Source organism: Georgenia sp. X1117, assembly GCF_057784635.1.
Map to the genome: position 1 here is coordinate 164,827 of NZ_CM173492.1, position 19,486 is coordinate 184,312.

Below are 19,486 nucleotides of genomic sequence, written 5' to 3' on the forward strand. Positions count from 1 at the left end.
TCGGGGTGCGCCGCGCCGTCGGTCGCGGTGGACAGGACGGCCCGTCAGGAACTATCTTGACATCGAGATAACTTCCCCGGTCGGTGGCGCCCGCGTGCCACGATGGGGGGCACGTCCGCCGGTCAGGGCAACCGACGGCACACACGACGAGGAGTGGACATGAGTCTGGACAGCTTCGGTTCCCGCGCGACACTCGACGTCGGCGGCACGCAGTACGAGATCTTCCGCCTGGACGCCGTGCCGGGCCTGGAGAAGCTCCCCTACAGCCTCAAGGTGCTCGCCGAGAACCTCCTGCGCACCGAGGACGGGAAGAACATCACCGCCGCCCAGGTCGAGGCGCTGGCGCAGTGGCAGGCGGACGCCGACCCGAGCGTGGAGATCCAGTTCACGCCCGCCCGCGTCCTCATGCAGGACTTCACCGGCGTGCCCTGCGTGGTCGACCTGGCCACCATGCGCGAGGCCGTCGCCCAGCTCGGCGCCGACCCGGACAAGATCAACCCGCTCGCCCCGGCCGAGCTCGTCATCGACCACTCGGTGGTCATCGACGTCTTCGGCCGCAGCGACGCCTTCGAGCGCAACGTGGAGATCGAGTACGAGCGCAACGGCGAGCGCTACCAGTTCCTGCGCTGGGGCCAGACCGCGTTCGACGACTTCAAGGTGGTGCCCCCGGGGACGGGCATCGTCCACCAGGTCAACATCGAGTACCTGGCGCGGGTGGTCATGCCCCGCGAGGTCGACGGCGTGCTGCGGGCCTACCCGGACACGTGCGTGGGCACGGACTCGCACACGACGATGGTCAACGGCCTGGGCGTGCTGGGCTGGGGCGTGGGCGGGATCGAGGCCGAGGCCGCGATGCTCGGCCAGCCGGTCTCCATGCTCATCCCGCGCGTGGTCGGCTTCAAGCTCTCCGGCTCGATCCCCTCGGGCGCGACGGCGACCGACGTCGTGCTGACGATCACCGAGATGCTGCGCGAGCACGGCGTGGTGGGCAAGTTCGTCGAGTTCTACGGCGAGGGTGTGGCCCAGGTGCCGCTGGCCAACCGCGCCACGATCGGCAACATGAGCCCGGAGTTCGGCTCGACGGCGGCGATCTTCCCGATCGACGAGGTCACCCTCGACTACATGCGCCTGACCGGCCGGACCGAGGACCAGGTGGCGCTGGCCGAGGCCTACGCCAAGGAGCAGGGCATGTGGCACGACCCGTCCCGGGAGGCCACCTACTCGGAGTACCTCGAGCTGGACCTGTCCACGGTGGTGCCCTCGATCGCGGGCCCGAAGCGCCCCCAGGACCGCATCGCGCTGTCGGACTCGAAGGACCAGTTCGTCAACGACCTGAAGAACTACGTCGTCAACGGCCACGGCATCGACAAGAGCCCGCAGGACGAGGAGCTCATCGGGACCTTCCCGGCCTCGGACGCGCCCTCGCACGACGCCCACGACTCCTCCTCGGACCTGGGCCGCCCGCAGCACTCGGCGGCGGCCCCGACGGGCTACCGCCGGCCGCACGCCAACGTCGAGGTGACCCTGGCCGACGGCACGCGCACCGAGCTCGACCACGGCGCCGTCGTCATCTCCTCGATCACCTCGTGCACGAACACCTCCAACCCGTCGGTGATGATGGCGGCCGCGATCCTGGCGAAGAACGCCGTGGAGAAGGGCCTGCAGGTCAAGCCGTGGGTGAAGACCTCGATGGCGCCCGGCTCGAAGGTCGTCACCGGCTACTACGACAAGGCCGGCATGTGGCCCTACCTCGAGGAGCTCGGCTACCACCTGGTCGGCTACGGCTGCACCACCTGCATCGGCAACTCCGGCCCGCTGCCGGAGGAGATCTCCGCCGCGGTGTCCGAGCACGACCTCGCGGTGGCCTCGGTGCTCTCGGGCAACCGCAACTTCGAGGGCCGGATCAACCCGGACGTGAAGATGAACTACCTGGCCTCCCCGCCGCTGGTCATCGCCTACGGCCTGGCCGGCTCGATGGACTTCGACTTCGACAACGACGCGCTGGGGAAGGACGCCGACGGCAACGACGTCTTCCTCGCCGACATCTGGCCCTCCCCGGAGGAGGTCGAGCACACCATCACCTCCTCGGTGAGCTCGGACCTGTTCACCGACGACTACGCCGACGTCTTCACCGGCGACGAGCGGTGGCGCAGCCTGGAGACCCCGGACGGCTCGACGTTCGACTGGGACCCGGGGTCGACCTACGTGCGCAAGCCCCCCTACTTCGAGGGCATGCCCGCCGAGCCCGAGCCGGTCACCGACATCGCCGGTGCCCGCGTGCTGGCCAAGCTCGGCGACTCGGTGACCACCGACCACATCTCGCCCGCCGGCGCGATCAAGGCCGACTCCCCGGCCGGGAAGTACCTCGCCGAGCACGGCATCGAGCGCCGCGACTTCAACTCCTACGGCTCGCGCCGCGGCAACCACGAGGTGATGATCCGCGGCACGTTCGCCAACATCCGGCTGCGCAACGAGCTGCTCGACGGCGTCGAGGGCGGGTTCACCAAGAACCACCTCACCGGCGAGCAGGAGACGATCTTCGACGCCGCCCAGGCCTACCAGGCCGAGGGCATCCCGCTGGTCGTCCTCGGCGGCAAGGAGTACGGGTCGGGCTCCTCGCGCGACTGGGCCGCCAAGGGCACCGCCCTGCTCGGCGTGCGCGCGGTCATCACCGAGTCCTTCGAGCGCATCCACCGCTCCAACCTCATCGGCATGGGCGTGCTGCCCCTGCAGTACCCCGCCGGTGAGAGCGCCGAGTCGCTGGGCCTGGACGGCACGGAGACCTTCGACATCTCCGGCGTCACCGCCCTCAACGACGGCTCGACCCCCGAGACGGTGCACGTCACCGCCACCAAGGTCAGCGGCGAGTCCGTCGAGTTCGACGCCGTCGTCCGCATCGACACCCCCGGCGAGGCCGACTACTACCGCAACGGCGGCATCCTGCAGTACGTGCTCCGGTCGCTCGTCGCGGCCTGAACGACGGGTCCGGGACGCGTCCCGGAGGATGAGCATGTGGCGCCCCGTCAGGCTTCGGCCTGGCGGGGCGCTCGTGCGTGGTGCCGCGGCGATCGACCGGCCGGGGGAGTCCTCCCCGGTCAGGAGGGCCCGCCGCGGGGGGCACGACCAGGTCGGTCACCCTTCCTAGGGTGGCGGGCATGATGCGCCGTCCCCGCACCGTCGTGGCCACGACCGCCGTGCTGCTCGCGCTGGCCGCCTGCACCGGCGACGACGGAGGCGACGCCACCTCGCCGGGACCCGACGAGGAGCAGGGCTCGCCCACGGAGGAAGTCGTCCCCGGTCCGGTCCAGCTGGGCGAGGCCACGGCCCTGGCGGACCACCTGGCCGCCGTCGCCGACCTCGGTGCGGAGCTGGTGGCCGGGGCGGGCGAGGACACGCTCGTCGTCTCGCCCGCGAACCTCACCGCCACGCTGGCCACGCTCGGCGCCGGGGCGGAGGGCGCCACCCGCACCGAGATCGAGGAGCTCCTCGGCGCCGACGTCGACGGCACGCTCGAGGCCATCCAGGCGCTGCGCGCCGCGCGGGACGACCTCGACTCGGACCCCGCGGACATCGAGCTCGACCCGCTGCCCGACCACGCGGTGCTCCACCAGGCGGGACAGGTGGTGCTCGCCGAGGACACGGCGGTGCAGCAGGGGTGGGCCGGCCTCGTCGAGGGCCGCCTCGGCACCGAGGTCGTCCCCGCCGCCGACGACGAACGGCAGCAGGTGCTCGACGACTGGGTCCGCCGGCACACGGCCGGCCTCGTCGAGCACAGCGGCGTGGAGTCCACGCCGGACACCCTCCTCGTCGTCCAGGACGCCCTGCTCGTGGCCTCCGCGTGGCGCGGCGGCTTCGACGAGGAGGCGACCAGTCAGGAGGACTTCCATCTCGCGGGCGGCGAGGTCGTCCCGCTGCCGACGATGCACGCCGAGTCCGTGCGGGACTACGCCGAGGTGGACGGCCACCAGGCCGTGCGCCTCGACCTGCTCGACGGCCTCGCCCTCGAGGTCGTCCTGCCGGCCGAGGGGAGCGCACCGACCGATCTCGGCGCGCAGACCTGGCGCGGCGTCACCGACGCTCTCGCCAGGGCGCCGGGCTCTGTCGTCGACCTCGCCCTGCCCCGCGCCGACGTCGCGACGAGCCTCGACCTCCTGCCCGCCCTCGCCCCCCTCGGCGTGTCCGGGCTCACCGGCGGCGATCCGGAGCTGGGCGGGATCCTCGCCGAGCAGGACGCCGTGGTGGACCAGATGGTCCAGCAGGCACGCCTGCAGGTCGGGGAGGAGGGCGTCGTCGCCGCGGCCGTCACCGAGACCGAGGTCAGCGGCTCCGCGGCCCCGCCGCCCGACCACGTCGAGATGACGGTCGACCGCTCCTACGCCGTGCGGGTCGTCGACACCGCCACCGGCTGGGTCCTCGTCCACGGCGTCATCGGCGACCCGCGCGGCGAGCAGGTCTGAGCCGGCCGCCCTACCCGGCCGGGGGCGCGTCGTCGCCGAGGCCCCACACGCGGGTGAGGAAGGCGATCTCGGCCTCGGCCGCGCGGACGATCGCGTCGGTGGACCGGAACCCGTGGCCCTCGCCCTCGAACATATGGATCTCGACGTCGCGGCCGGCCGCCGTCAGCGCCTCGGCGACCGCGGACGCCTGCCCGGGCGGCACCACGGTGTCCTCCGTGCCCTGCAGGAGGAGCACCGCCGACGAGATCCGGTCGACGTGGTGGATCGGTGAACGCTCCTCGTACCGCGCCTCGGCACCGGGCAGCGGGCCGACGAGGCGGTCGAGGTAGCGCGACTCGAAGTCGTGCGTGGCGGCGGCCAGCGCGCGCAGGTCGCCGATGCCGTAGCGGGAGATCCCGGCGCTGAAGGTGTCGGTGAACGCCAGCGCCGCGAGCGTGGTGAACCCGCCCGCGGAGCCACCGCGCACGGCCATCCGGCTCCCGTCCACCAGGCCCTGCTCGGCGAGCGCCCGCGCGCCGGAGGAGACGTCGGCGACGTCGACCACGCCCCAGGCGCCGTCGAGCCGGTCGGCGTAGGCGCGCCCCCGCCCGGTCGAGCCGCGGTGGTTGACGTCGAGGACCGCGAGCCCCCGGGTGGTCAGCGACTGGATCGACCCGTCCCAGGTGGCGTCCGTCGCCGCGGTCGGCCCGCCGTGGTTGACGACGACCAGCGGCGGCAGCGTCCCCTCCGGCCCGGTGAACCGCTCGGCCGTGGGCGGGTAGTAGAAGCCGTGCACCTCCTCGCCGTCGTCCCCGGTCCAGGTCACCGAGCGGGCGTGCGAGACGTCGCCGGCGGCCAGCGGGCCGCGGGCCGGTCCGGCGAGCCGCTCCCAGGTGCCGGTGCCCACCCGCAGCTCGTAGAGGGCGGCGGGCCGGTCCGCGCCGGCGAGGACGGCCAGTACCCGCCCGAAGCCGGAGGCGAGCGGCCCGACCGCCTCCAGGCCCGTCACCCACTCCTCGGTCTCCCCGTTGGCGACCCGCACGGTGCCGACGGACCAGCGGTCCTCGGTGCTCCACGTGCACACGAGGTGCTCGTCGTCGAGCTCGGCGATCGTGCGCGGGCCCAGGCCCCACTGCGGGGGCGAGAACTCGGCCTCGACGGGGTGCAGGTCGCGCAACCGGCGCTCGTCGGTGGTGGGGGACTCGGTGCGGTAGAGGTTCTGCCAGCCCGAGGAGTCGTCGCTGTGCACGAGCTCGCCGGCCGAGGTCCACGTGGGCTGGGCGGCGGCCACGCCGTGGCCGCCGGCGATGCGATGGGCCGCGCCGGGCCGCCCGTCCTCGTCCAGGACCGCCACCCACACCTCGCCGCCGGTCCACGGCATCTCCGGGTGGTCCCAGGCCACCCACGCCAGCGCCCCGCCGTCGGGGGACAGGCGCGGGGAGGTGAGGAAGTCACGGTCCTCGAGCAGCACGTCGAGCAGGGCGGCGTCGTCCGCGGCGGAGCCGTCCAGCGGCACGCCCACCACCTGCGCCCGGTGGCGCCCGCCCTCCTCGGTGGCGGGGGCGGAGCGCACCGCGAGGACCCGGTCCCGAGCGAGGTCGAGCTCGAGGTCGCCCCAGGCCGAGCCGTCGTCGGGGGTGAGGGGGCTGAGCACGTGCGTATCCAGGGCGGCGTGGAGCCGGGAGTCGGCCCGGTCGGACACGACGACGACGCCCCCGCCGACGGCGTAGGCCAGCCCCCCGTAGCCGTGCACGTCGGTGGCGACGTCGGGCAGCGAGCCGTCGGGGCGGGTGACCGCCCGGTCGGTGGCCGCGCCCTCGAGCGGCCGGTGCACGAGGACGGTGCGCGTCCCCTCGGCGGGTCTCCGCTCGGTCCACCAGGCGCCGCGGTCGTCCAGGCGGGGCTCGCCCACGCGGGTGTGCGCCGTGAGGTGCTCGACGGGCACCGGCCACGGCCAGGTACCCCAGGGGCTCACGTGCGGGACGGCGGCGTCGGCGCTCATCGGGCCAGGCTACGCCCGGCGTGCGCGTCCTCACCGCGACCGTGACGGCGGGCGCGCCTAGAGTGGGTCGCGACCCGTGCGCCGTGCACGGGGGCGAAGAGGAGTGCGATGTCCCTGCTGGCCTCGATCCGAGAGCCGTCCGACGTCCGGGCGCTGACGCGCGCGCAGCTGCCGACGCTCGCGGCCGAGATCCGCGAGTTCCTCGTGGAGAACGTCTCGAGGACCGGCGGCCACCTGGGCCCCAACCTCGGCGTCGTCGAGCTGACGATCGCCATGCACCGGGTCTTCGACTCCCCGCGGGACACGATGGTCTTCGACACCGGCCACCAGTCCTACGTCCACAAGATGCTCACCGGGCGTCAGGACTTCGCCGAGCTGCGCAAGGCGGGCGGCCTGTCCGGCTACCCCTCGCGGGCGGAGTCCGAGCACGACGTCGTGGAGAACTCCCACGCCTCGACGGCGCTGTCCTGGGCCGAGGGCATCTCGCGGGCGCGGCTGACCAGCGGCACCGAGGGCGCGGTCGTCGCCGTCATCGGCGACGGCGCGCTGACCGGCGGCATGGCCTGGGAGGCCCTCAACAACATCGCCGACGGCCCCGACCGGCCCCTGGTCATCGTCCTCAACGACAACGGCCGCTCCTACGCCCCGACGATCGGCGGGCTCGCCCGCCAGCTCGACGGCCTGCGCACGGCAGCGGGCTACGAGAAGGTGCTGCACTGGGGGCGCAGGCGCCTCCAGGGCGCCGGCGTACCGGGCCGGATGACGTACGACGCGCTGCACGCGATGAAGGCCGGGGTCAAGGACGTCGTGGCCCCCGGCGCCGGCGTGTTCGGCGCGCTGGGGCTGAAGTACCTCGGCCCGGTCGACGGCCACGACCTCACCGAGGTCGAGGCGGCCCTCGTGCGCGCCCGCGAGTTCGGCGCACCCGTCGTCGTGCACGTCCAGACCGAGAAGGGCCGCGGGTACGAGCCGGCGGAGGCCGACCTGGCCGACCGGTTCCACGCGGTGGGTCGCATCCACCCCGAGACCGGTCTGCCCGTGGCGCCCTCGCGCTTCGGGTACACCGCGGTCTTCGCCGACGAGATCGTCAAGGTCGCCCGCGAGCGGTCCGACGTCGTGGCCGTCACCGCGGCCATGCTCGCCCCGGTCGGGCTGGCCCCGATGGCGGCCGAGATGCCCGGACGGGTCATCGACGTCGGTATCGCCGAGCAGCACGCCCTCACCTCCGCGGCGGGCATGGCCTACGCCGGGCTGCACCCGGTGGTCGCCGTCTACGCGACCTTCCTCAACCGGGCCTACGACCAGCTGCTCATGGACGCCGCCCTGCACCGCGCCGGCGTGACGGTCATGCTCGACCGGGCCGGCATCACCGGCGACGACGGCGCCTCGCACAACGGCATGTGGGACCTCGCGCTGCTGCGCAGCGTGCCGGGCCTGCGCCTGGCCGCCCCGCGCGACGAGGACACGCTGCGCCGCGCCCTGCGCGAGGCGGTCGCGGTCGACGACGCACCCACCGTCGTGCGCTACCCGAAGGGCTCGGTGGCCGACCCGCTGCCGGCCGTGCGGGTCGAGGACGGTCTGGACGTCCTGGCCGAGCAGGACGACGCGCAGGTCCTCGTGCTCGGCGTAGGTTCGATGGCGCACACGGCCGTCGAGGTCTCCGCCGCCCTGCACGCCCAGGGCATCGGCGCCCGGGTCGTCGACCCGCGGTGGGTGCTCCCGGTCCCCGAGGCCCTCGTCCGCGCCTGTGCTGAGGTCCACCTCGTCGTCACCGTCGAGGACGGGCTGGCCGACGGCGGCATCGGCTCCGCACTGCGCGACGCGCTGGCCCGCGCCGAGGTGGACGTGCCGGTGCGCAGCCACGGCCTGGGACCTCAGTTCCTCGAGCACGCCTCGCGCGCGGAGATCGTCGCCGCCCAGGGGCTGCGGGCCCAGGACATCGCCCGCTCCGTCGCCGAGCACGTGGCCGAGCGGACCGGCACCGGGACGGTCGCCGACGTGAGCGGCCAGACAGCCGCACGGGGACCTTCGCCCCGGTCCTGAGCGCGCGGCGCCACCTAGCGTCGGTGGTGTGACGGGGCACCGCGTCCGAGGCGGGCCGACCGCCACCGGACGAGGAGGAGCCCGATGACGCAGACACGGTCCCAGGAGCACGGTAGCGACGGGCGAGCCCGCGGGAGCGAGGACGCCTGGCGCGGGTTCGCCACCGGGCCCTGGACCCGGGCCGTCGACGTGCGCGGCTTCATCCAGGCCAACTACACCCCCTACGCGGGCGACGCGGACTTCCTCGCCGGCCCCACCGACCGCACCCGCCGCCTCTGGGACTCCCTGGCCGAGAAGTTCGCCGTCGAGCGGGAGCGGGGCGTCTACGACATCGACGCGACCACGCCGGCGGGGATCACCGCCCACGGCCCGGGCTACATCGACAAGGACGACGAGATCGTCGTCGGCCTGCAGACCGACGCCCCGCTGCGCCGCGCCATCATGCCCAACGGCGGGTGGCGGATGGTCGAGGGCGCCCTGCGCACCTACGGCTACGACGTCGACCCCCGGCTGCGCACGATCTTCACCCGCTACCGCAAGACCCACAACGACGGCGTCTTCGACGTCTACCCGCCCGACGTGCGCCGAGCCCGCTCCGCCCACGTCATCACGGGCCTGCCCGACGCCTACGGACGCGGCCGCATCATCGGCGACTACCGGCGGGTCGCGCTGTACGGCACCGACCACCTCGTGGCCGCCAAGCGGGCCGAGCGCGCCGAGCTCGACGCGATGCCGGCCACCGAGGAGGTCATCCGCGAGCGCGAGGAGAACAGCGAGCAGGTCCGCGCCCTCGGCGAGCTCGCCGACATGGCCGCCGGCTACGGCCACGACGTCACCCGGCCCGCCCGTTCCGGGTACGAGGCCGTCCAGTGGCTCTACCTGGCCTACCTCGGCGCGGTCAAGGAGCAGAACGGCGCGGCGATGAGCCTGGGGCGCACCTCGACCTTCCTCGACGTCTACCTCCAGCGCGACATCGACGCCGGCGTCCTCACCGAGGAGCAGGCCCAGGAGATCATCGACGACCTCGTCATCAAGCTGCGCATCGTGCGCTTCCTGCGCACCCGCGAGTACGACGCGCTGTTCTCCGGGGACCCCACGTGGGTGACCGAGTCGATCGGCGGCACCGGCGAGGACGGCCGCACACTGGTCACCCGCACCAGCTTCCGCATGCTGCAGACGCTGTACAACCTGGGCCCGGCCCCCGAGCCCAACCTCACCGTGCTGTGGTCGCCCGAGCTGCCCGAGGGCTTCAAGCGGTTCTGCGCCCAGGTCTCCATCGACACCTCGGCGATCCAGTACGAGTCCGACCGGCACGTGCGCGAGCAGTGCGGCGACGACGCCGGGATCGCCTGCTGCGTCTCGGCGATGACCATCGGCCACCAGATGCAGTTCTTCGGCGCCCGGGTCAACCTCGCCAAGTCGCTGCTCTACGCGATCAACGGCGGGCGCGACGAGGTCACCGGCGCCCAGGTTGCCCCCGCCACCGAGCCGGTCACGGGCGACGTCCTCGACCACGACGACGTCCTGGCCCGCTTCGACCGGCTGCTCGACTGGCTCGCCGGCACCTACGTCGAGGCGCTCAACTGCATCCACTACATGCACGACCGGTACGCCTACGAGCGCCTGGAGATGGCGCTGCACGACCGGGTGGTGCGCCGCACGATGGCCTGCGGCATCGCCGGGCTGTCGGTGGCCGCGGACTCGCTGTCGGCCATCCGGTACGCCACGGTGCGGCCGGTGCGCGACGAGACCGGGCTGGTCGTGGACTACGAGGTCGAGGGGGAGTTCCCCACCTTCGGCAACGACGACGACCGGGTCGACGAGATCGCCGCGGACCTCGTGCGCCGCTTCATGGCCAAGATCCGCCGCCGGCCCACCTACCGGGGCGCCGAGCACACCCAGTCGGTCCTCACCATCACCTCCAACGTCGTCTACGGGAAGGCCACCGGCGCGACGCCGGACGGGCGGCCCGCCGGGGAGCCCTTCGCCCCGGGGGCGAACCCGATGAACGGGCGCGACACCCACGGGCTGCTCGCCTCGGCGCTGTCGGTGGCCAAGCTGCCCTACGCCGACTCCCAGGACGGGATCTCGCTGACCAACACGGTGGTGCCGGCCGGCCTGGGGCGCACCCGGGACGAGCAGGTGACCAACCTGGCCGGGCTGCTGGACGCCTACACCGCCATGGACGGCTTCCACATGAACGTCAACGTGCTGAGCAGGGAGACGCTCGAGGACGCCATGGAGCACCCGGAGAGGTACCCGCAGCTGACGATCCGCGTCTCCGGCTACGCGGTGAACTTCGTCCGGCTCACCCGCGAGCAGCAGCTCGACGTCGTCTCGCGGACGTTCCACGGGTCGATGTGAGCGTGGGGACCGCCGGCCTCGCCCCGGCGCCGGAGATGGACCGGGCCGAGCAGCTGGCCCGCGTCCGCTCCGGCGAGGTCGGCTCGGTGCACTCCTGGGAGCTGGTGACGGCGGTCGACGGCCCCGGCACCCGGCTCACCGTCTTCCTCGCCGGCTGCCCGCTGCGCTGCCTCTACTGCCACAACCCCGACACCCTGCGGATGCGCGACGGTCGGTCCGTGGCCGCGGACGAGGTGCTCGCGCGCGTGACGCGCTACCTGCCGGTCTTCGCCGCCACCGGCGGGGGCCTGACGGTCAGCGGGGGCGAGCCGCTCATGCAGCCGGCCTTCCTGCGCCGGCTCCTGCGGGGGGCCAGGGAGCGGGGCGTGCACACGGCGATCGACACCAGCGGCTTCCTCGGTGCCCGGGCCGACGAGGAGCTGCTCGACGACGTCGACCTCGTGCTGCTGGACGTCAAGTCCGGCGACCCGCGGGCCTACCGGGAGGTCACCGGCCGCGAGCTGGCCCCCACGCTCGCCTTCGCCCGCCGGCTCGACGCCCGCGGGACCCCGATGTGGGTGCGCTTCGTCCTCGTGCCCGGCCTCACCGACGCCTGGGACAACGTCGAGCGGGTCGCCGAGCACGTGGCCGGCCTCGGCGCCGTCGAACGGGTCGAGGTGCTGCCCTTCCACCAGATGGGCCGCGAGAAGTGGGAGCGGGTCGGGCTCACCTACCGGCTCGGGGGTACCCGGCCCCCGGAACCCGAGCTCCTCGATCGCGTGCGCGGGCAGTTCCGCGCCCGCGGGCTCGTCGTGCACTGACGCGCCACGGGCGGGGGAGCGGCCCCCGCCCGTGGCGCGCGCTCAGCGCAGCTCGCCGGCCTGACGCAGGTAGGGCGTCAGCCCGCCGCGGTGCCGCGGGAAGCCGGCCCCGAGGATCATCGCCAGGTTGACGTTGTCCTCTCTGTCGGCCACCCCCTCGGCCAGCAGCAGCCGGGTCTCCTCGCCGAGCGCCGCGACCACGCGGTCGAGCACGCCGGACTCGGTGACCGCCTGGGCCTCGGCATCCTCGTCGGTTCCGGCGGCAGCGGTGCCCGCCTGGCCGAAGCGGGCGGCGAGGTCGTCCGCGAGCCGGCCGTCCGCCGTCGTGGCCCGTGCCCGGTCGGCGACCAGCGAGGTCAGCCCGGGCGAGTGCGGGTAGCGCTCGCCGAGCCCGGCGCGCAGGGCGTCGATGGCGTGCTCGGCGACGGCGGGTCCGACGAGGTCGAGCAGGGCGAAGGGCCGCATCGGCAGGCCCATCGGGTCCAGCGCCCGGTCCGCGACGGCCGGGGGCGTGCCCTCCTCGACAGCGCCGAGCAGCTCGGCCAGCAGGCGCAGCAGCAGCCGGTTGACGACGAAGCCGGGTGCGTCGCGCACGTCGACGGCGAGCTTGCCGGCCGCGCCGACCAGGGCGCGGGCGGTGGTGTGCGTGGCGTCGTCGGTGTGCTCGGTGCGTACGACCTCGACGAGGGGCATGCGGGCGACGGGATTGAAGAAGTGCAGGCCGACGACCCGCTCGGGGTGGGCGAGGTCGGCGCCCATGGCGGTGACCGACAGGGCGGAGGTGTTCGTGGCGAGGATCGCCTCGGGAGCCAGGACGGCCTCGAGCTCGGCGAAGACCGCCTTCTTGACCTCCAGGCGCTCGGTGACGGCCTCGATGACGAGGTCGCAGCCGGCGAGGTCGGCGAGGTCGGTGGTGGCGGTGACCCGGTCGCGCACCGCGCGGGCCTCGTCCTCGGTGGTGCGGCCGGCCTCGACGTCGGCGGCCAGGGCCCGGTCGACGGCGGCGAGCCCGGCGGCGCACCGCTCCTCGTCCAGGTCGCGCATGACCACCGGCAGGCCGGGCCGGCGGGCCAGCAGCAGGGTGAGCTGGGCGGCCATGAGGCCCGCGCCGGCGACCCCCACCCAGGAGACCTGGCGGGCCCCGGAGCCGGCGGCACCGCGGGCATCGGCGCGGGCGGCCGAGCGGGCCCTGCGCAGCAGCCGGGCGGAGTACATCGAGGAGCGGGCGGCCTCGCCGGTGGCGAGCTCGACGAGCGCCTCGTCCTCGGCGGCGAAGGAGGTGACGACGTCGGTGGTGGCGGTGGCGGCGACCAGCTCCCAGCCACGCAGCGGGGCGGGGTTGCCGGTCGAGGAGGCGCGCACGACGGCAGCGCGGCGGCGTCCGAGGGCCTCGGTGGTGCGGCTGAGGTCGGCCTCGGGGCGGCCGCCCGCAGGCGCGGCCCGCAGCGTGCCGACGCGCACGACGTCCGTGAGCAGGGTGAGGGCGGCGGACAGGCCGAGGTCCTGCCCGGCGGGCACGAGCGCATCGACCAGTCCCGCCTCGAGGGCGCTGGCCGCGTCGAGGGTGCGGTCCCTGGCCGGCAGGTCGAGGATGACGCGCAACGCGGTCTCGGGACCCACGAGGCGGGGGAGGAGGGTGCAGCCGCCCCAGCCGGGGATGATCCCGAGCGAGGTCTCGGGCAGCCCGATGGTCGCCACGTCCTCGGTGGCGACCCGGTAGCCGCAGGCCAGGGCGATCTCGTAGCCACCGCCGAGCGTGGCGCCGGTGAGGTGGGCGAGCGAGGGCACGGGCAGCTCGCGGATCGCGGTGACGAGCTCGTGGCCGGCCAGGGCGAGCGGGCGCAGCTCGTCGGCGTCGGCGGCGCCGGCGAGCAGGTCGAGGTCCGCCCCGGCGATGAAGCTGCGCGCCGTGCCGGTGAGGACGACGGCGTGCAACCGCCCCGCGCCGGCGTCGGCCGCGCACTCCCGCACCGCCTCGCTGAGCCGGGCGAGCCCCAGGTCGCCGACCGTGGTCGGTCGGGCGCCGTCACCGCCGGCGGCGATGGCCAGGACGGCGACGGTGCCGAGCGGGTGGTCGACGTCGGATCGGGTGACGGTGAGCGCGCGCTCGGCCGGTTCGATGTGCTGCACGGTGGTCCTCCCTCGGACGGACAGGTATATGAGACTCACGGTAGCGGGTGTTCTGCGCGGGCGGTGCCGCACCGGGGTCGTGCGGCCGGCCCGGCCCGTCGAGGAGGGAGGGAAAGGCTGCTGCGGGCCGTGTGTACGGCGAGGGAGGAGCAGGCAAGGCGGTGGCGGGCGAGGAGCGCGAGAACCCGCTCGGGGTGGGCGGGGCGCGCGGGGTGGGCGCGCGGTCAGTGCGCGGCGTCGGTCAGCGCCTCGGCGAGGACGCCGCCGACCTGCTCGACCTGCCAGGGCCGCGCGCCGAGCTCGGCGAGGGTCTCGGCCACGTCGGCCGGCCGGGGCCCGTCCCAGGAGATGCGGCGCTGGAGGGCGGGGGCGAGCAGGTTCTCCTGGGGCAGGCCGATCTCCTCGGCCCGCCGGCGCACGGCGGCGCGCACGGCGTCGAGGCGCTCGGCCGCGTCGGGGCGGGCGTCGGCCCAGGAGCGCGGCTGGGGGAGCGCGTCGGGGTCCCGGGGCGGGCGCCGCGAGGGGAGCTGGTCCTCGGGGACGGCCAGCCCCTCCTCGACCGCCGACCACCAGTACTCGGCGCGGCGCCGGGTGCCCTTGCCGGAGAACTCCGGCAGCGCGGTGAGCGCCTGGCGCGACTCGGGCAGCGCCCTGGCGGCCGCGACGACCGCGGCGGCGGGCAGCACCCGGCCCGGGGCGCGGTCGATCTCCTCGGCGAGCCGCTCGCGGGCCTCCCACACGGCGCGCGCCACGGCAAGCCCGCGGGGCCGGCGCACCTCCTGCAGCCCCGAGGTTCGCCGCCACGGCTCGGCGCGCGGGGCCGGCGGCGGGGCCAGCCGCTCGTGCTCGAACTCCTGCAGCGCCCACGCCAGGCGGCCGGCCCGGGCCAGGGCGACCACCTGCGCCTCGCGCACCGCGGCCAGCAGCTCGACGTCCAGGGCGGCGTAGCGCCGCCAGTCCTCGGGGACCGGACGGGTCGACCAGTCCGCGGCGGAGTGCTCCTTGGCCAGCGCGTAGCCGACCTCGTCGGCGACGACGGCGGCCAGCCCCACCCGCGGGCGGCCCAGCAGCCGGGCGGCCAGCTCGGTGTCGAACAGGGAGGCCGGCGCCAGGCCGAGCTCGAGCAGGCAGGGCAGGTCCTGGTCGGCCGCGTGCAGCACCCACTCCAGCGGGTTGACGACCTCCGCGAGGGCGGCCAGGTCCGGCAGGGCGATCGGGTCGACGAGGTGGATGGCGCCGTCGGACCGCCGCAGCTGGACGAGGAAGGCACGCTGGCCGTACCGGAAGCCCGAGGCGCGCTCGGCGTCGACCGCCACCACGCCCTCGTGGGCGGCGATCTCGGCCACCGCGTCGGCCAGGGCGGCGGGGGTGTCGACGATCGGCGGCACCCCGCCGGAGGGCTCGGTCAGCGGCTCGATCTCGCGCGCCGGGACCTCCTCGGTGCCGGCCTCGTCCGTGCCCGGCGTGCTCATCGGCGCCTCGCCAGGGCCGTGACGGCGGTGGGCATCGGCTCCAGGCCCGCCGCCGTGCAGGTGAGCTCGGCCCAGGCCGCCAGGTGGGGACCCAGCTCGGGGGTGTTCGGCGTCCAGGAGGCGCGGATCTCGACCTCGACGTCGCCGGCCCGCAGCTCGACGCCGCCGAAGGTCTCCGACAGCACGCGGGTGACGGTCCCGGACAGGTGCCGGAACCCGGCGCCGTGGTGGTGGAGGGCCTCGTGCACCCAGGACCAGGCGGCCTCGCCGAGCAGGGGGTCGGCGCCCATCTCCTCCTCCAGGCTCGCGCGGGCGAGCACGACGACCCGGAAGGTCCCGTCCCAGGCGGGCTGGCCGTCGGGGTCGTGCAGGACGACGAAGCGGCCGTGACCCAGGAAGGCGTCGGGGTCGAGGTCGGCGGGCGACGTGGTGATCTCCGCGGTCAGCGCCGCGGTGAAGGGCGCCAGCCGCGCCGGGGCGGGGACCTCCTCGAGGTGGACCTCGCGGCGCAGCCGGACCTCGCGCAGCGAGAGCAGCGCCCGCTCGAAGTCGGCGGGGACCTGCCCGGACGTCCTGCTCACCCGGACAGGCTAGGCGCGCGACGCCGAGGTCGTCGGAGCCGCGCCGCACGTGGCACAGTTCCCTGGTGCGCCACCACGACCTGCGTCCCGTCGTCCTCGGGGCCGACCTCGGCACCTACTCGATCGCGCGGGCCTTCCACGAGGCCTACGGCGTGACCTCGACGATCGTGCTCAACCAGCCGCGCGGACCCGTGGACCACTCGCGGATCCTCGAGCAGCTCTACCTGGGGCGGGGCGGCACCCTGGACACCGACCTCGTCCTCGACCGGCTGACCGAGCACGCCGCCGCCCACCCCGGGCGCACCCACCTGCTCATGCCGACCATGGACCAGGACGTGGAGATGATCCTCGCCCACCGTGAGCGCCTCGAGGAGCACCACGTCGTCGGCCTGGCCCCCGCCGAGCAGGTGCGGGCGGCCTCCGACAAGGCGCACCTCGCGCAGGTGGCCGCCTCGGTGGGGGTGGCGACCCCCCGCGGGGTCCAGATCGACGTCGACGGCCCGGAGGCGGACTGGCGCGCCGCGCTCGCCGAGGTCGCGCTGCCGGCGATCCTCAAGCCCGCCGACGGCGGCACCACCTACGCCAACCTCTTCTTCGAGGGCCGCAAGAAGGCCTACCCGGTGCAGGGCCGCCAGGAGGCCGAGGACGTGCTGCGCCTCGTGCGCGACGCCGGCTTCACCGGCACCTTCCTCGCCCAGGAGCTCATCCCCGGCGACGACACCACCACCTGGGTGGTCAACGGCTACGTCGACGCCGCCGGCCGGATGACGATGGTCGCCACCGGGCAGGTGCTGCTCGGCCTGCACCAGCCGGGGTTCATCGGCAACGCCGGCATCATCTACGTGCGCGAGAACCCCGACCTGGTGGCCGACGCCCGCGCGGTCGTCGGCGCCCTGGGCCTGACGGGCCTGTTCAGCATCGACGTCAAGATCGACCCCCGCGACGGACGGCGGGTCCTGCTCGACGTCAACCCCCGCGGCGGCCGCGGCGGCTACTACGTCAACGTCGGGGGGCTCAACCTCATGGAGGCCCTCGTCGCGGACCGGCTCGAGGGCCGCGCGCTGCCCGAGCGCGTGGCCGACCGCCGCGGGGTGATGGGTTTCGTGCCGTCGGTGGTGCTGCCCCGCTACGTGCGCGACCGGGCCCTGCTGCGCGAGGTGCTCGGCGTGATCGCGCGGCGCGGCGTGGTCAACCCGCTGCTGTACCGCAAGGACCGCAACCTGCGCCGGTCGGTCTACGCCCGGCAGGCCGGCCTCAACCAGCTCCGGGCGCTGGCCGCCCACTACCCGCGGCCCACCGAGACCGGGTTCTGAGCGGCGGCCGGTCAGCGGCGGCGCAGGGCGCCCAGCCGGCGGCGCGCGGCCTGCTTGACGCCGCGCACCGCGCCGAGCGTCCGGTAGACGCTGGGCCGCACGGGCAGGTCCCGCGCGGCGGCGGCGGGCACGACGTCGGGGTGGAACTTCGTCTTGAACAGGGTGAGCCCGGCGAGCGAGTCGAACTCCTCCGAGCCGACCCCGCCCAGGTCGTAGGTGCGCACCCCCTCGGCCTGGAGCCGCTGCATGATCTCCCACTGCAGCAGGTCCGGGGCGCCGGAGTGCCGGGCGTCGGTCCCGGAGGCGCCGATGGAGTACGTGGCGTGCGACCCGATGACGTTGACCTGTGCCCACGCCACGGGCCGGCCGCCGTCGCGCACGACGAACAGGCGCATGATCTGCGGCCCGACGCGCGCCATCATCTCGAAGTAGCGGTCCGCCGGGTGCACCCCGAAGGCCGCCCGCTCCCCGGTCTCCTCGAACAGCGCGTAGAGCGCGTCGAAGGCGGCGCGGTCCAGCCCGGTGTCCTCGGTGACGCTCAGGGACTCCTCGCGCTCGGCCTTGCGCACGTCGCGCCGGCCCCGCTTCTTCATCCGCCCCAGGACGTCCTCGGGCGTACCGCTCAGGTCGACGACGACGGTGGAGTCGAAGGTGATGCCCTGCATGACCGGGACCAGGTCGGTGTCGTCGTGACGGGCGTGCAGACGGACGAAGGCGATGCCCGGGTCTACCCGGCGCAGCGAGGCCACCAGCTGGTCGCGCAGCGCCCGCTCGCGCTCCGCGGTGGGCTCGGTGAGCCAGACGGGCCCGAACTTCGCCCACAGCCACGACAGCCCGGCGCCCACGCGCACGCGGCTGAAGGAGACGACGGCGACCGCCTCGCGCCCCTCCCAGGCGGCCAGTCGCCCCCACGGGCTGCGCCCGGGCACGGTCGAGTCGTAGGCGTCCCACTCGGGGGTCTGCTCGACCGGCATGGCGGCCGCGGCGGTGAGACGGCGGTACTCGTCGTCGTCGCATGGGCGGAGCTGAAGCGTCACGTGACCTCCGGTGGGATGTCCGGCCCGCCGGTCGGGGGCCGGGGCCAGGCTATCGCCGCAGCGTAGGCTGGGCCCCGACCGGCGCACGTCCCGTGCCCCTCGTCGACCGACCCGGAGGATCCGTGCCCCGCTCCCAGATCGTGCCGCTGACACCCGGTGCCCTCGAGGAGGCCGTCGCCGCCGTCGGGGGCGAGGTGCCGGTGGAGCAGTCGGCCGCGTGGGACTGGTACGACGAGGCGATGCCCGACCGGGAGCCGGCCGGGCGGCTGGCGTGGCTGCTCGACGGCGAGCCGCAGGCCGTGCTCGCCCTGTCGCGGATGCGGGGACGCGGCTTCACCTACCTGTGGGCCCGGCACGGTCCGATCTGGCTGACCGAGGACACGCCGGCCGCCGAGCTGGCCCTGCGCCGCGCGCTCGTGCGCTCGCTGCGCTCGGCGGAGCCGAGGGCCGCCTTCGTGCGGCTGCACGCCCGGCACCGCGCCGCGGACCTGAGCGAGCTGCTCCAGTCGGTGACCTTCGACCGGACGGTCGTCCTCGACCTGGCCGGCACGGGGGACCCCGACACGCTGCTCGCCTCGATGAAGAAGCGGGGCCGGCGCGACGTGCGCAAGGCCGGCCGCAACGCCGACCTCGTCCCGGGCGAGGAGACGGGGATCTCGACGACGGGCTTCGCCGAGCTCTACGCGCTGCTCGAGGAGACCGCCGAGCGCGACGGCTTCGGGATCGCGGCGGCGAGCCAGTACACGACGATGCTCGAGGCGCTCGGGCCCGAGCACGGCCGGCTGTTCGTCGTGCGCCACGTCGACGGCCGCCCGCTGTGCTGGGGGATCGTCACCGTGGGGGAGGGCCTGGCCACCTACTACTACGCGGCCTCGAGCCACGAGGGGCGGCGCTCCGGCGCGCCGGACCTGCTCGTGTGGCACATGGCCGCCGCGCTCCAGGCCGAGGGGGTGCGCAGCTTCGACCTCATGGGCATCGACTCCGAGCGCGCGCCCCGGCTGACCGGCGTGCGGGACTTCAAGACGAAGTTCTCCGAGGAGGTCACCGAGGTGCCCGGGGCCTGGGACGTCCCGCTACGACCGGCCCTGTACCGGGGCCTGCGGCTCGCGCTGGCAGCCAAGCGGGGCGTGGCCGCGAAGGTGGCCCAGATCCGCTCGGGCACCGGCGACGGGGACTGACCGCCGGGCTCGTCCGCGCCACCGCCACAGACGACCGTCGTCCTGTGAGGTGGGTCCCACTTTGCGAGGTTCAATAAACATCACGCTGGTCTTGCGTAATCTCCGGTTAGGCTCGCCTTGCCTCACCGAC

Annotated in this window: 12 protein-coding genes; 7 read left to right on the top strand and 5 right to left on the bottom strand. The window is 74.7% G+C overall.

Annotation, left to right across the window (positions count from 1 at the left end; all coding sequences use genetic code 11):
* Window positions 1-159: 159 nt before the first annotated feature.
* Window positions 160-2,976 (top strand): aconitate hydratase, encoded by a 2,817-nt coding sequence (locus AC3D3D_RS00755; protein WP_463661487.1) that lies wholly within the window; start codon window positions 160-162, stop codon window positions 2,974-2,976.
* A 179-nt stretch (window positions 2,977-3,155) separates the two neighbouring features.
* A complete protein-coding gene (locus tag AC3D3D_RS00760) occupies window positions 3,156-4,457 on the top strand; it encodes a serpin family protein (protein ID WP_463661486.1) in 1,302 nt (433 codons plus the stop codon).
* Window positions 4,458-4,467: 10 nt separating this feature from the next.
* On the opposite strand, the gene AC3D3D_RS00765 is transcribed toward AC3D3D_RS00760, so the two are convergent.
* Window positions 4,468-6,438: an alpha/beta hydrolase family protein gene (locus tag AC3D3D_RS00765; protein WP_463661485.1), complete on the bottom strand. Its 1,971-nt coding sequence runs from the start codon at window positions 6,436-6,438 to the stop codon at window positions 4,468-4,470.
* A gap of 108 nt (window positions 6,439-6,546) precedes the next feature.
* Between AC3D3D_RS00765 and dxs the strand changes: the two genes are divergently transcribed.
* The 3 genes from dxs to pflA all read left to right on the top strand — a co-directional run bounded on the left by dxs (window position 6,547) and on the right by pflA (window position 11,645).
* The gene (gene dxs, locus AC3D3D_RS00770) at window positions 6,547-8,481 is read left to right on the top strand and encodes a 1-deoxy-D-xylulose-5-phosphate synthase (protein WP_463661484.1); all 1,935 of its coding nucleotides are present in this window, start codon (window positions 6,547-6,549) and stop codon (window positions 8,479-8,481) included.
* Between the two features lie 84 nt (window positions 8,482-8,565).
* Window positions 8,566-10,845 carry a formate C-acetyltransferase gene (gene pflB, locus AC3D3D_RS00775; protein WP_463661483.1) on the top strand — a complete coding sequence of 760 codons (2,280 nt, stop codon included), beginning with the start codon at window positions 8,566-8,568 and terminating at the stop codon, window positions 10,843-10,845.
* 35 nt (window positions 10,846-10,880) lie between these two features.
* Window positions 10,881-11,645, top strand: coding sequence for a pyruvate formate-lyase-activating protein (gene pflA, locus AC3D3D_RS00780; protein WP_463661600.1), 765 nt, complete (start codon window positions 10,881-10,883; stop codon window positions 11,643-11,645).
* Window positions 11,646-11,687: 42 nt separating this feature from the next.
* Here the strand turns inward: pflA and AC3D3D_RS00785 are convergent, their stop codons facing one another.
* The 3 genes from AC3D3D_RS00785 to AC3D3D_RS00795 form a co-directional block, all read right to left on the bottom strand.
* On the bottom strand, window positions 11,688-13,775 hold the full coding sequence (locus AC3D3D_RS00785; protein WP_463661482.1) for a 3-hydroxyacyl-CoA dehydrogenase NAD-binding domain-containing protein: 2,088 nt from the start codon (window positions 13,773-13,775) through the stop codon (window positions 11,688-11,690).
* A 224-nt stretch (window positions 13,776-13,999) separates the two neighbouring features.
* Window positions 14,000-15,247, bottom strand: a complete 1,248-nt coding sequence (locus AC3D3D_RS00790; RefSeq protein ID WP_463661481.1) for an HRDC domain-containing protein — start codon at window positions 15,245-15,247, stop codon at window positions 14,000-14,002.
* Entirely contained in the window at window positions 15,244-15,828 is a 585-nt protein-coding gene (locus AC3D3D_RS00795) for a DUF3000 domain-containing protein (RefSeq protein ID WP_463661480.1), read from the bottom strand. The genes AC3D3D_RS00790 and AC3D3D_RS00795 overlap by 4 nt, the downstream gene beginning before the upstream one ends.
* 65 nt (window positions 15,829-15,893) lie before the next feature.
* Between AC3D3D_RS00795 and AC3D3D_RS00800 the strand changes: the two genes are divergently transcribed.
* On the top strand, window positions 15,894-17,141 hold the full coding sequence (locus tag AC3D3D_RS00800; RefSeq protein WP_463661479.1) for a carboxylate--amine ligase: 1,248 nt from the start codon (window positions 15,894-15,896) through the stop codon (window positions 17,139-17,141).
* A gap of 11 nt (window positions 17,142-17,152) precedes the next feature.
* Here the strand turns inward: AC3D3D_RS00800 and AC3D3D_RS00805 are convergent, their stop codons facing one another.
* Window positions 17,153-18,178: a lipid II:glycine glycyltransferase FemX gene (locus AC3D3D_RS00805; protein ID WP_463661478.1), complete on the bottom strand. Its 1,026-nt coding sequence runs from the start codon at window positions 18,176-18,178 to the stop codon at window positions 17,153-17,155.
* Window positions 18,179-18,300: 122 nt separating this feature from the next.
* On the opposite strand from AC3D3D_RS00805, the gene AC3D3D_RS00810 reads away from it, so the two are divergent.
* A complete protein-coding gene (locus AC3D3D_RS00810) occupies window positions 18,301-19,356 on the top strand; it encodes a lipid II:glycine glycyltransferase FemX (RefSeq protein ID WP_463661477.1) in 1,056 nt (351 codons plus the stop codon).
* The last annotated feature ends 130 nt before the right edge of the window (window positions 19,357-19,486 follow it).